Source organism: Pseudomonas sp. JE3303, from assembly GCF_056312565.1.
This window is the reverse complement of record NZ_JBWGIF010000002.1, coordinates 104,481-116,824: the sequence shown is the minus strand read 5'-3', so window position 1 is coordinate 116,824 and position 12,344 is coordinate 104,481. Positions and strand designations below refer to the sequence as shown.

Below are 12,344 nucleotides of genomic sequence, written 5' to 3'. Positions count from 1 at the left end.
AGAGGCACCAGTATAAACCGCCCGTGAGGCGATCTCATGGATGATCGCACACGCGCCGGTTCAGTAGGCAACCGGCTGGCCTTTCCACCAGGCGCAGAATTCGTCCAGTGCCGTCCACAGGCTGACCCGTGGGCGGTAGTCCAGTTGCTGGCGCGCGCGGGTAATGTCGAGGGTAAAGTCCTTGCTCATCACCTGCATGCCCAGGCGCGACAGGGTAGGCTGCGGCCGGCCAGGCCACAGCATGCAGGCCGCCTCGTTGAGCGCGGCGGCACTGTAGGCCAGGCCATAGGAGCGATACCGCGTGACCTGCGGCAGATGCATCTGGCGCATCACGTAGTTCACCACATCCCACAACGGAAGCGGCTGGCCGTTGCTGATGTTGTACGCCTGGCCGAGCGCCTGCTCGTCGGCGAACAAGGCGTTCAGCAGCGCATCGTTGAGGTTGTGCACGCTGGTGAAATCGACCTTGTTCAGGCCGTTGCCGATGATCGCCAGGCGGTGCTTGCGCTGCATCTGCAGCAGGCGCGGGAAAATGCTCGAATCACCTGCGCCAGTGACGAAGCGCGGCCGCAGGGCCAGCACTTCGAGGCCGAACTCCTGGGCACCGAAGACTTTTTGCTCCGCCAGGTGCTTCGTGGCCCCGTAGTGGTCGTGGAAACGCCGCGGGATCTGGTCTTCACGGATATCCACGCGTGAACGGCCATTGAAGTAGATCGATGGCGATGACAGGTGCACCAGGCGACGTACCTGCTGCTTGAGGCAGGCCTCGACGACGTTTTCGGTCACCACCACGTTGCCTTGGTAGAAGTCCTGATAGCGCCCCCAGCTGCCCACGGCGCCGGCGCAGTGCACCACGGCGTCAACCCCGTGGCAGACACGGTGCGCAAGCTCCGGGTCGACCAGGTCACCTGGCATGAATTGCGCGCCGCGCCGTACCAGATGTTCGACGCCCTCGGCACGCCGGCCATTGACCCGCACCTCCAGCCCCTGCTCCAGGGCGAAACGCGCAAAGCGCCCGCCGATGAAGCCGCTCGCGCCGGTGACCAGAATTCGCATGTAAGACTCCACCTTGCAAGATTACAGATGCCATTGACGCTGCCTGCGCCTACAAGGGCACCAGCCACCGCTCTGCGGTGCGCCGCAAGTGCTCGGTCAGTTGGCCGAGCAGCTGCCCGCCCGTACGCCAATGATGCCAGTACAGGGGCACATCAATGGGGGTATCGGCCTGGATTTCCACCAGTTGCCCGCTGGCCAGCTGTTCACTTGCCTGCAGTTCCGGCACCAGGCCCCAGCCAAGGCTTGCTTCGAGCATGCGCAGAAATCCATCGGAAGAAGGACACAGGTGGTGCAGGAAGCCGTCCTCGATCCCCAGGGACGCCAGGTAACGGTGTTGCAGAAAGTCGTCGGGGCCGTACACCAGCGCGGGTGTACGCGGCAGGCGCTGGATGTCGAGACCGGCAGCAAAATAACGCTGCATGAATGCCGGGCTGGCCAAGGCGCGGTAGCGCATCGCCCCTAGCGGCAGGCTGCGCGCCCCGGCCACGGGCCGCTCGCTGCTGCACAGGCAGGCCGCCACCTCGCCAGCCCGCATCCGCCGCAGGCCGACGTCCTGATCCTCGACCACCAGGTCCAGCAACAACTGCTGCTCGGCGCAGAAAGGGCCTACAGCCCCGGCCCACCATGTCGCAAGACTGTCGGCGTTGAGGGCAATGCGCAGGCGCTCCGGCATGCCACCTTCGTCAAGTGCCGGGACCTGCTGCTGCAGGTCCCGCTCGAGCAGCCGCACCTGCTGCACGTGGTTGAGCAACTGGCGTCCGACATCGGTCGGGCCGGGCGGTGTGGCGCGTACCAGCACCGGTTGGCCGACCCGCGCTTCCAGCAGCTTGATGCGCTGGGAGACTGCCGATTGCGAGAGCCCCAGCACTTGCGCGGCGCGCTCGAAGCCGCCTTGCTCGATCACGGCAGCGAGGGCGGCCAGCAACTTGTAGTCGAACATCAGTTCTGCTAATGCCTGATCAGGGTTATTGGTTTTTCTTATACAGCGCGATTGCCCAGAATGGCCAGCATCTTCTTCAGCATCGAGCACCTCCAAATGTGGCAAAGCTATGTGAACGGCCTGCTGGTCGCCCTCGGCCTGATCATGGCCATTGGTACGCAGAACGCCTTTGTTCTGGCGCAAAGCCTGCGCCGCGAGCATCACCTGCCGGTGGCGGCGCTGTGCGTGTTGTGCGATGCGCTGCTGGTGGCGGCCGGCGTGTTCGGCCTGGCCACGGTACTGATGCAGACCCCGACGCTGCTGGCCGTAGCCCGCTGGGGCGGCGCGGTATTTCTTGTATGGTACGCCAGCAAGGCGCTGCGCCGGGCCTGCTCGCGGCAGACCCTGGAACAGCAAGAAGGCCTGGGCGTGCGCTCGCGCCGCGCAGTATTGCTCAGCGCCCTGGCTGTGACCTTGCTCAACCCGCACGTGTACCTGGACACCGTGCTGCTGATCGGCTCGCTCGGCGCCCAGCAGAGCATGCCCGGCGCCTATGTCGCCGGCGCCGCCAGCGCATCGCTGCTGTGGTTCTTCACCCTGGCCCTCGGCGCGGCCTGGCTGGCCCCCTGGCTGGCACGGCCGGGCACCTGGCGGCTGCTCGACCTGATGGTGGCCGTCATGATGTTCGCGGTTGCCGCGCAACTGATCATAGGCTGAAAAGCTCACCCGTCCCGGGATCGGCACGGGGTCGGGAACCTCTAATCCCTATACTTGTTGCGTGGTTATGCGCCGGGGCCGGTGCTATGATCGGGCCCTTGCGTCGCAAAGAGTACAAACTCGCCGACGCATACCGGCCGCCCGTGATCGGCCTTGCGCAAACCGCAACAGACCTGATTAGGAGAATAACCATGGCTTTTGAATTGCCGCCGCTGCCGTACGCCCACGATGCCCTGCAGCCGCACATCTCCAAGGAAACTCTGGAGTATCACCACGACAAGCACCACAACACCTATGTCGTGAATCTGAACAACCTGATTCCAGGCACCGAATTCGAAGGCAAGACCCTGGAAGAGATCGTCAAGACCTCTTCGGGTGGCATCTTCAACAACGCCGCTCAAGTCTGGAACCACACCTTCTACTGGAACTGCCTGGCGCCAAACGCCGGTGGCCAGCCGTCGGGCGCCCTGGCCGACGCGATCAACGCAGCCTTCGGCTCGTTCGACACGTTCAAGGAAGAGTTCACCAAGACTTCCGTCGGCACCTTCGGCTCCGGCTGGGGCTGGCTGGTCAAGAAAGCCGATGGTTCCCTGGCCCTGGCCAGCACCATCGGCGCCGGCAACCCGCTGACCAGCGGCGACACCCCTCTGCTGACCTGCGACGTCTGGGAACACGCCTACTACATCGACTACCGTAACGTGCGCCCGAAGTACGTCGAGGCGTTCTGGAACCTGGTCAACTGGCAGTTCGTTGCCGAGCAGTTCGAAGGCAAGACCTTCAAGGCCTGACCCCGGTCGCTGCGCTGCATGAAAAAACCCGGCCTCGCCGGGTTTTTTTTCGCCCGCAACACGCGTTCACCCCCTTGATCGGGGCCGATAGCGCGCTAACATCAAGAGCTGGGAAAGATCGCTGCAGCGTTCAAGTCGCAAGGCTGCTTAACCGGTACACTGAGATCGGCCCAGGATGCCGGGCCGGGTCGATAGTGTGCCGCAAAAGTTGCAGGCAAAATGCCGCTATGCGCATGGATTAAGGAAACCCCATTGAAGCTGGAATTCAGGCATAGCTTGTCCGTCAAGTTGCTCAGGGTGGTGCTGCTTTCTGCATTGGCGGTAGGCGTTGTTCTGAGCTGCGCGCAGATCGTCTACGACGCCTACAAGACGCGCCATGCGGTGGCCAGCGACGCCCAGCGCATCCTCGACATGTTCCGCGACCCCTCGACCCAGGCGGTCTACAGCCTGGACCGCGAGATGGGCATGCAGGTGATGGAGGGATTGTTCCAGGACGGATCCGTGCGCATGGCGTCCATCGGACATCCCAACGAGAACATGCTGGCCGAAAAATCCCGTCCGCTGCAAGAAACCACCACGCGCTGGCTTACCGACCTGATCCTTGGCCAGGAACGCAGCTTCAGCACCCACCTGGTAGGCCGCGGTCCGTACAGCGAATACTACGGCGACCTCAGCATTACGCTCGACAGCGCCGCCTACGGCGAAGGGTTCCTGTTCAACGCGGTGATCATTTTCATCTCCGGCGTGCTGCGCGCACTGGCCCTGGGGCTGGTGCTGTACCTGGTCTATCACTGGCTGCTGACCAAGCCGCTGTCGAAGATCATCGAGCACCTGATGCAGATCAATCCCGACCGCCCCAGCCAGCACCAGATCCCGCTGATCAGGGGACACGAAAAAAACGAACTGGGCCTGTGGGTCGATACTGCCAACCAGCTGCTGGCCTCCATCGACCGCAACACCCACCTGCGCCACGAGGCGGAGAACAGCCTGCAACGCATGGCCCAGTACGACTTCCTGACCGGCCTGCCCAACCGCCAGCAGCTGCAGCAACAGCTGGACAAGATCCTCGTCGATGGCGGCCGGCTGCAGCGCCGGGTGGCGGTGCTGTGTGTCGGGCTCGATGATTTCAAGGGTATCAACGAGCAGTTCAGCTACCAGGCAGGCGACCAGTTGCTGCTCGCCCTGGCCGACCGCCTGCGTGCCCACAGCGGCCGCCTCGGCGCCCTGGCCCGGCTGGGTGGAGATCAATTCGCACTGGTGCAGGCCGATATCGAGCAGCCCTACGAGGCGGCCGAACTGGCCCAGAGCATCCTCGACGACCTGGAGGCGCCGTTCGCACTGGGCGATGAGGTCATCCGCCTGCGCGCCACCATCGGTATCACGCTGTTCCCCGAAGACGGTGACAGCACAGAAAAGCTGCTGCAAAAAGCCGAGCAGACCATGACCTTGGCCAAGGCACGTTCGCGCAACCGATACCAGTTCTACATCGCCAGCGTCGACAGCGAGATGCGCCGTCGCCGCGAGCTTGAAAAGGACCTGCGCGAGGCACTGCCGCGCAACCAGCTTTACCTGGTGTACCAACCGCAGATCAGCTACCGGGATCACCGCGTGGTCGGCGTCGAAGCCCTGCTCCGCTGGCAGCATCCGCAGCTGGGCATGGTTCCGCCGGACCAGTTCATCCCCCTGGCCGAGCAGAATGGCAGCATCATCGCCATTGGCGAGTGGATTCTCGACCAGGCCTGCCGTCAGCTACGCGAATGGCATGACCAGGGTTTTGGCGAACTGCGCATGGCGGTCAACCTGTCCACAGTGCAACTGCACCACAGCGAACTGCCGCGGGTGGTCAACAATCTCCTGCAGGTGTACCGCTTGCCGCCGCGCAGCCTGGAGCTGGAGGTGACCGAAACCGGCCTGATGGAAGACATCAGCACCGCCTCCCAGCACCTGCTCAGCCTGCGCCGCTCGGGGGCACTGATCGCCATCGACGATTTCGGCACCGGCTATTCGTCGCTCAGCTACCTCAAGTCGCTGCCGCTGGACAAGATCAAGATCGACAAGAGCTTTGTCCAGGACCTGCTCGACGACGATGACGACGCCACCATCGTTCGCGCCATCATCCAGCTGGGCAAGAGCCTTGGCATGCAGGTGATCGCCGAGGGCGTGGAGACCGCCGAACAGGAGAGCTACATCATTGCCCAGGGCTGCCATGAGGGCCAGGGCTATCTCTACAGCAAGCCGCTGCCAGCCCGTGAGCTGAGCGCTTTTCTGAAACAGGCGCAACCCAACCGAGTTACCGCGCTGTAGCCCCTGGCCGGCGCAGTACCGCACCACGAGCGGGCATTTGAAGTTTTCCGTGCGCGCCCCTTTACACCAAATGCAAATCTTTCGCATCATGTTGCGGTTTCGCGTGCCCCGGCACACCAGTCCAACCACACGACGCAGGAAACCAATAATGATTCGTATGCCTCTGGCCTCCGCCAGTCTGCTGGCCATCGCCATCTCCCTCGCCGGTTGCGGCGACAAGGACGACAAGGCTGCCGCCCCGCAAGCCCAGGCACCTGCTGCTGCCGCCAGCACTACCGCCGCCGCGCCAGCCCCTGCCGTCGATGAAGCCGCTGCACAGGCCGTGGTCAAGCATTACGCCGGGATGGTCCACGCTGTCTACAGCGATTCGCTGAGCACTGCCAAGACCCTGCAGACCGCGATCGATGCCTTTCTCGCCACGCCAAACGACGACACCCTGAAGGCCGCCAAGCAAGCCTGGGCCGACTCTCGCGTACCGTACCTGCAGACCGAGGCCTTCCGCTTCGGCAATACCATCATCGACGACTGGGAAGGACAGGTTAACGCCTGGCCGCTGGACGAAGGTTTGATCGACTATGTCGACGCCACCTACGAGCACGCGCTTGGCAACCCGGCCGCCGGCGCCAACATCATCGCCAACACTGAGATCCAGGTCGGCGAAGACAAGGTCGACGTGAAGGACATCACTCCCGAGAAGCTCGCCAGCCTGAACGAGCTGGGCGGTTCCGAAGCCAACGTTGCCACCGGCTACCACGCGATCGAGTTCCTGCTGTGGGGCCAGGACCTCAACGGCACCGGCCCAGGCGCGGGCAACCGCCCTGCTTCGGACTACCTCGAAGGCGAAGGCGCCACCGGTGGCCACAACGACCGCCGTCGTGCCTACCTCAAGGCGGTGACCGACCTGCTGGTCAGCGACCTCGAGGAAATGCTCGCCAACTGGGCGCCGAACGTTGCCGACAACTACCGCGCCAAGCTCGAGGCAGAGCCTGCCACCGATGGCCTGCGCAAGATGCTGTTCGGCATGGGCAGCCTGTCGCTGGGTGAACTGGCCGGTGAGCGCATGAAAGTCTCGCTGGAAGCCAACTCGCCGGAAGACGAGCAGGACTGCTTCAGCGACAACACCCACTTCTCGCACTTTTACGACGCCAAGGGCATCCGCAACGTCTACCTGGGCGAATACACCCGTCCCGATGGTTCCAAGGTGACCGGCCCAAGCCTGTCTTCGCTGGTGGCCAAGGCAGACCCTGCCGCCGACACCACCCTCAAGGCCGACCTTGAAGCTACCGAAGCCAAGATCCAGGTGATCGTCGACCACGCCCTCAAGGGTGAGCACTACGACCAGTTGATCGCTCCGGACAATGCCGCTGGCAACCAGATCGTGCGGGACGCCATCGCCTCCCTGGTCAAGCAGACCGGAGCGATCGAGCAGGCTGCAGGCAAGTTGGGAATCTCCAACCTGAGCCCGGATACGGCTGATCACGAGTTCTGATTGACAGCGTGTTGCACAAGAGGCGGCCGAAGGGCCGCCTTTTTGCATCTGTCTTTTGGGAGTGGCAGGTGTGGATCCGGCAAGTTTCATGCAGCAAACGCAAATCCCTCTTATTCATATCCCGTCAGCCTGCTAAGCTTGCACGCCGGATTTTTGCTCTAGCCCAGGATTCTTGATGTCCTTGCTCCGTCTCAGCCCTTTGCTGCTGGCCGCTGTCCTGGCCGCCTGTGATGACGCGCCGCGTTTCACCCAGGCCGAGCCGGGCGAGGCGCTGTCGGGCGGCGAGGCGACGGTGCAACGTTCTGACCGCAACGCGTTCTCCATGCCCTCGGCGAACCTGAGTCCCGAGCGGCGCCTGGATTTCAGCGTGGGCAACAGCTTTTTCCGCAGCCCGTGGGTGATCGCCCCCTCCACCACCACCGCCCGCGATGGCCTCGGCCCGCTGTTCAACACCAACGCCTGCCAGAACTGCCACGTACGCGACGGTCGCGGCCATCCGCCCGGACCTGGTGCCCGCAATGCGGTGTCGATGCTGGTGCGGCTGTCGATTCCCGACCGGCCCGAATACGTGAAGATCATCGAGCAGCTGGGCGTAGTCCCGGAACCGGTGTACGGCACCCAGTTACAGGACATGGCCATCCCCGGCATCGCGCCCGAAGGCAAGGTGCGCATCGACTACAGCCACCACACCGTTTCCTTCAAGGACGGCACCCAGGTCGAGCTGCGTCGCCCGCAACTGCAGATCACCCAGCTCGGCTATGGGCCGATGCACCCGGATACGCGTTTTTCAGCGCGGGTCGCGCCGCCGATGATCGGCCTGGGCCTGCTCGAAGCCATTCCCGAGGGGGCGATACTGGCCAACGCCGACCCGGACGACCGCAATGGCGATGGCATTCGCGGGCGGCCCAACCGTGTCTGGGATGACGTTCAGGGCGCCACCGTAGTGGGACGTTTCGGCTGGAAGGCCGGGCAGCCGAACATCAACCAGCAGAACGTGCATGCGTTTTCAGGCGACATGGGCCTGACCACTACCTTGCGCCCGGTCGATGATTGCATGCCCACCCAGCTCGACTGCCTGGCCGCGCCCAATGGCGATGGCGCTGACGGCGAAAAGGAAGTCAGCGACAACATCCTGCGCCTGGTGTCGTTCTACACGCGCAACCTGGGCGTGCCCGCTCGCCGTGGGGTTGACGCGCCGCAGGTGCTCGCGGGCAAGAACCTGTTCTTCGAAGCCGGCTGCCAAGGCTGCCATACCCCGCGATTCACTACGGCTGCCGACGCAGCCGAGCCTGAGCTGGCGAGCCAGGTCATTCGTCCCTACAGTGACCTGCTGCTGCACGACATGGGCCCGGGCCTGGCCGACAACCGCAGCGAGTTCGCAGCCGGTGGCCAGGACTGGCGGACCCCGCCCCTCTGGGGCATCGGCCTGACCGGCAAGGTCAGTGGCCACACCCAGTTTCTGCATGACGGGCGCGCCCGCAACCTGCTCGAGGCCGTGCTCTGGCATGGCGGAGAGGCAGAGGCGGCGCGCCAGCAAGTCTTGACCTTCAATGCCGAGCAGCGCGCCGCGCTGCTGGCTTTCCTGAACTCACTTTGAAAAGCGCAAGGAGCCGGGCATGTTCCGACCCAAACTGTTGTTCACAAGCCTCGCCGCACTCGCCCTCGGTGCATGTGCACCGCAGGATCCCCAGGCCGTGACCTCCGCCGCCATCGCCAAGCAGGTGATCCTGCCGACCTACAGCCGCTGGGTCGAGGCCGACCGCCAGCTCGCCGCCAGCGCCCTGTCGTTCTGCGAAGGCAAAACGAGCCTGGATGCCGCGCGCAACGATTTCCTGGCCGCGCAAAAGGCCTGGGCCGAGCTGCAACCCCTGCTGGTCGGTCCGCTGGCCGAGGGCAACCGCGCCTGGCAGGTACAGTTCTGGCCAGACAAGAAAAATTTGGTCGGTCGCCAGGTAGAGCAACTGGTCAATGGCGACAAGCCGATCGACGGCGAGACCCTGGGCACATCCAGTGTCGTGGTACGCGGCCTGTCGGCCTACGAGTACATCCTGTTCGACAGCAAGCCAGACGTTGCCACGCCCGAGCAGAAGGCCCGCTACTGCCCGCTGCTGGTCGCCATCGGTGATCACCAGAAGGCCTTGGCCGAGGAGATTCTCAAGGGCTGGAACAACACCGACGGCATGCTCGCGCAGATGACCAAGTTCCCGAACCAGCGCTACGCTGACTCCCACGAGGCAATCGCCGACCTGCTGCGTGCACAGGTCACCGCGCTCGATACGCTGAAGAAAAAGCTGGGCGCGCCCATGGGTCGTCAGAGCAAGGGCATCGCCCAGCCTCTGCAGGCCGAAGCCTGGCGCAGCCACGCCTCGATCAAGAGCCTCGAAGCCAGCCTCAAGGCCGCCCAGGCACTCTGGGTCGGGGTCGACAACAAGGGCCTGCGCGGCCTGCTGGGCAGCGATCAGGACGCCCTGGCGCAGAAGATCGACGATGCCTACGCCACCTCGCTGAAGATGCTGGCCGACAACCAGAAACCGCTGGGCGAGCTGCTGGCAGACGACGCGGGCAAGCAGACCCTGAACCAGATCTACGACAGCCTGAACGTGGTCCACCGCCTGCACGAAGGCGAGTTGGCCAAGGCGCTGAATATCCAGCTGGGCTTCAATGCCAACGACGGTGACTGACATGCTGCGACGCCAGGCGATCAAACTCGGTAGCGTATTGCTCAGCGCCCTCACCCTGGGTGGCTGGAGCCTGTTTCGCAGCAAGGGCAGCGAACCGCTGCTGCTGTCGGCGCGCGATGACGGTGACGGCAAGCACTATGCTGTCGGTTACCGGCTGGATGGCAGCCAGGTGTTCGCCACTGAGGTGGGTCAGCGCTGCCACGACATCGTCAATCATCCCGCGCTGCCGATCGCGCTGTTCGTGGCACGTCGTCCGGGTACCGAGAGCTACCTGGTCGACTTGCGCGACGGGCGCCTGCTGCAGACCATCGCCTCCCAGCCGAACCGGCATTTCTATGGTCATGCGGTGATCCACAAGGACGGCGAATGGCTGTATACCACCGAGAACGACACTACCGATCCCGGGCGTGGCGTGCTGGGGGTATACCGCTTCGAAGGCGAGCGCCTGGCTTACGCCGGTGAGATTTCGACTCACGGCATCGGCCCGCACCAGGTGTCCTGGCTGCCAGATGGTGAAACCCTCGTGGTGGCCAACGGCGGTATCCGCACCGAGGCCGAAAGCCGCGTGGAGATGAACCTCGATGCCATGGAGCCGAGCCTGGTGCTGATGCAGCGCGATGGCGCCTTGATCAGCAAGGAAGTGCTCGGGCAGCAGATGAACAGCGTCCGCCACCTGGCGATCGGCGCTGACGGCACCATCGTGGCCGGCCAGCAGTTCATGGGTAGCGGCGAGGAGACTGCCGAGCTGATCGCGATCAAGCGGCCCGGGCAGCCGTTCCAGGCCTTCCCGGTGCCGGAGCGGCAATTGCAGTCCATGGCCAACTACACCGCCAGCGTCGCCGTTCACAGCGAGCTGCGCCTGGTGGCGTTGACCGCGCCGCGGGCAAACCGGCTGTTCATCTGGGACCTGGACAGCGCCGAAGTCCGCCTGGATGCGCCGATGCCCGATTGTGCGGGGGTCGGGGCGGTGGCTGATGGGTTCGTGGTCACCTCGGGACAGGGTCGGTGCAGGTTCTATGATTGCCGCAAGGCGCAGCTGGCCGGCCAGCCGCTGGAGTTGCCTTCCGGGTTCTGGGATAACCATTTGCATCTGGTCTGATGCATCTCGATTGACGGGTCCGGCCCCATCTCCCAAAAAACCAGCAATACTCTCTCCACCCGCACCGGGGCCAGGATGGCCCGCAGTCGTGCCTGAAGAACAATAACCAGATTTCCAAGGAACCGGACTATGCTTCGCCGCCGCATGCTGATCATGTTGGCTGTCGTTCTGCTGATCGTGCTGATGCTGGGGGGTTACAAGGCCTTTTCCATCTACCGGCAGGTGCAGATGTTCTCGGCCCCCAAGCCGCCGGTCAGTGTCGCCGCCGCGCCTGCCGTCGAGCGCAGCTGGCAGGAGCGCTTGCCTGCGGTGGGTAGCCTCAAGGCCTCCCAAGGTGTGGAGCTGAGCCTGGAGACCGCCGGTACCGTCAAGGCGCTGCACTTCGAGTCAGGGCAGCACGTCAAGGCCGGGCAGCTGCTGCTGGAACTCGACAGCGGCGAGCAGACGGCGCTGCTGGGCACCGCTCAGGCCGACCTGGGCCTGGCAAAGGTCGACTTTGGCCGGGGCAGCCAGTTGGTCGGCAGCCAGGCCATCTCCCGTGGCGAATACGACCGCCTGCTTGCACAGTTCCAGCGCAGCCAGGCGGTGGTCGACCAGCTCAAGGCTTCCCTTGCGAAAAAGAGCATTCGCGCACCGTTCAGCGGCACCATCGGTATCCGCCAGGTCGACATCGGCGACTATCTGGCCAGCGGCACGGTGATTGCCACCCTGCAGGATGTGAGCAGCCTGTATGTCGACTTTAATGTTGCCGAACAGGTCCTCCCCCGCCTGAGCCTGGGCCAGCAGGTGCAGGTCCGGGTGGCGGCCTATCCCGGCCAGCACTTCCCCGCCACCCTCAGCGCGATCAACCCGAAAGTCGAGGAAAGCACCCGTAACCTGCTGGTCCGCGCGACCCTGGCCAACCCGGAGGGCAAGCTGCTGCCAGGCATGTTCGCCAACCTGCAGGTACTGCTGCCCGACCCGCAGCCCCAGGTGGTGGTGCCCGAAAGCGCGATCACCTACACCCTCTATGGCAACTCGGTGTACGTGGTGACCCGCAAGCAGGCGGAGGATGGCCAGGCGCAACAGGATGGCGAAAGCCAGCCGCCGCTGGTGGCCGATCGCCGCACTGTCGAAACCGGTGAGCGCCGAGATGGCCTGGTGGTCATCCACAAGGGTCTCAAGGCGGGTGAGCAGGTGGTCATCGCCGGCCAGTTGAAGCTCACCCAGGGCGCCTCGATCCGCATCACCCCCGACAAGACTCAGCAAACCGACGCCAACAGCACGCAGCGCAACGACTGAGCCCGGAGAC

10 protein-coding genes are annotated in these 12,344 nt (G+C 64.2%); 8 read left to right on the top strand and 2 right to left on the bottom strand.

Features of this window, described 5'->3' with window-relative positions; translation table 11 throughout:
* Positions 1-60: 60 nt before the first annotated feature.
* Together AC0ZZU_RS03960 and AC0ZZU_RS03955 are read right to left on the bottom strand one after the other, a co-directional pair.
* The gene (locus tag AC0ZZU_RS03960; protein ID WP_476339258.1) at positions 61-1,056 is read right to left on the bottom strand and encodes an NAD-dependent epimerase/dehydratase family protein; all 996 of its coding nucleotides are present in this window, start codon (positions 1,054-1,056) and stop codon (positions 61-63) included.
* A gap of 49 nt (positions 1,057-1,105) precedes the next feature.
* Positions 1,106-1,996, bottom strand: a complete 891-nt coding sequence (locus tag AC0ZZU_RS03955; RefSeq protein ID WP_476339257.1) for a LysR family transcriptional regulator ArgP — start codon at positions 1,994-1,996, stop codon at positions 1,106-1,108.
* A gap of 96 nt (positions 1,997-2,092) precedes the next feature.
* Between AC0ZZU_RS03955 and AC0ZZU_RS03950 the strand changes: the two genes are divergently transcribed.
* From AC0ZZU_RS03950 to AC0ZZU_RS03915, 8 genes are all read left to right on the top strand, one after another.
* On the top strand, positions 2,093-2,692 hold the full coding sequence (locus AC0ZZU_RS03950; RefSeq protein WP_476339492.1) for a LysE/ArgO family amino acid transporter: 600 nt from the start codon (positions 2,093-2,095) through the stop codon (positions 2,690-2,692).
* A gap of 191 nt (positions 2,693-2,883) precedes the next feature.
* Entirely contained in the window at positions 2,884-3,480 is a 597-nt protein-coding gene (locus tag AC0ZZU_RS03945; protein WP_158459995.1) for a superoxide dismutase, read from the top strand.
* A gap of 252 nt (positions 3,481-3,732) precedes the next feature.
* Positions 3,733-5,784: a putative bifunctional diguanylate cyclase/phosphodiesterase gene (locus AC0ZZU_RS03940; protein WP_476339256.1), complete on the top strand. Its 2,052-nt coding sequence runs from the start codon at positions 3,733-3,735 to the stop codon at positions 5,782-5,784.
* Between the two features lie 148 nt (positions 5,785-5,932).
* Positions 5,933-7,273 (top strand): imelysin family protein, encoded by a 1,341-nt coding sequence (locus AC0ZZU_RS03935; RefSeq protein ID WP_476339255.1) that lies wholly within the window; start codon positions 5,933-5,935, stop codon positions 7,271-7,273.
* 175 nt (positions 7,274-7,448) lie between these two features.
* Entirely contained in the window at positions 7,449-8,870 is a 1,422-nt protein-coding gene (locus AC0ZZU_RS03930) for a di-heme oxidoreductase family protein (RefSeq protein ID WP_476339254.1), read from the top strand.
* Positions 8,871-8,889: 19 nt separating this feature from the next.
* Positions 8,890-9,954: an imelysin family protein gene (locus AC0ZZU_RS03925; protein ID WP_476339253.1), complete on the top strand. Its 1,065-nt coding sequence runs from the start codon at positions 8,890-8,892 to the stop codon at positions 9,952-9,954.
* A gap of 1 nt (position 9,955) precedes the next feature.
* Positions 9,956-11,053, top strand: a complete 1,098-nt coding sequence (locus AC0ZZU_RS03920; protein ID WP_476339252.1) for a DUF1513 domain-containing protein — start codon at positions 9,956-9,958, stop codon at positions 11,051-11,053.
* Positions 11,054-11,182: 129 nt separating this feature from the next.
* Entirely contained in the window at positions 11,183-12,334 is a 1,152-nt protein-coding gene (locus AC0ZZU_RS03915) for an efflux RND transporter periplasmic adaptor subunit (RefSeq protein WP_476339251.1), read from the top strand.
* Positions 12,335-12,344: the final 10 nt, after the last annotated feature.

Bases quoted from the DNA above. Each gene is read 5' to 3' on its own strand.
- AC0ZZU_RS03960 (WP_476339258.1), bottom strand. From the start codon at position 1,056: ATGCGAATTCTGGTCACCGGCGCGAGCGGCTTCATCGGCGGGCGCTTT.
- AC0ZZU_RS03955 (WP_476339257.1), bottom strand. From the start codon at position 1,996: ATGTTCGACTACAAGTTGCTGGCCGCCCTCGCTGCCGTGATCGAGCAA.
- AC0ZZU_RS03950 (WP_476339492.1), top strand. From the start codon at position 2,093: ATGTGGCAAAGCTATGTGAACGGCCTGCTGGTCGCCCTCGGCCTGATC.
- AC0ZZU_RS03945 (WP_158459995.1), top strand. From the start codon at position 2,884: ATGGCTTTTGAATTGCCGCCGCTGCCGTACGCCCACGATGCCCTGCAG.
- AC0ZZU_RS03935 (WP_476339255.1), top strand. From the start codon at position 5,933: ATGATTCGTATGCCTCTGGCCTCCGCCAGTCTGCTGGCCATCGCCATC.
- AC0ZZU_RS03930 (WP_476339254.1), top strand. From the start codon at position 7,449: ATGTCCTTGCTCCGTCTCAGCCCTTTGCTGCTGGCCGCTGTCCTGGCC.
- AC0ZZU_RS03925 (WP_476339253.1), top strand. From the start codon at position 8,890: ATGTTCCGACCCAAACTGTTGTTCACAAGCCTCGCCGCACTCGCCCTC.
- AC0ZZU_RS03920 (WP_476339252.1), top strand. From the start codon at position 9,956: ATGCTGCGACGCCAGGCGATCAAACTCGGTAGCGTATTGCTCAGCGCC.
- AC0ZZU_RS03915 (WP_476339251.1), top strand. From the start codon at position 11,183: ATGCTTCGCCGCCGCATGCTGATCATGTTGGCTGTCGTTCTGCTGATC.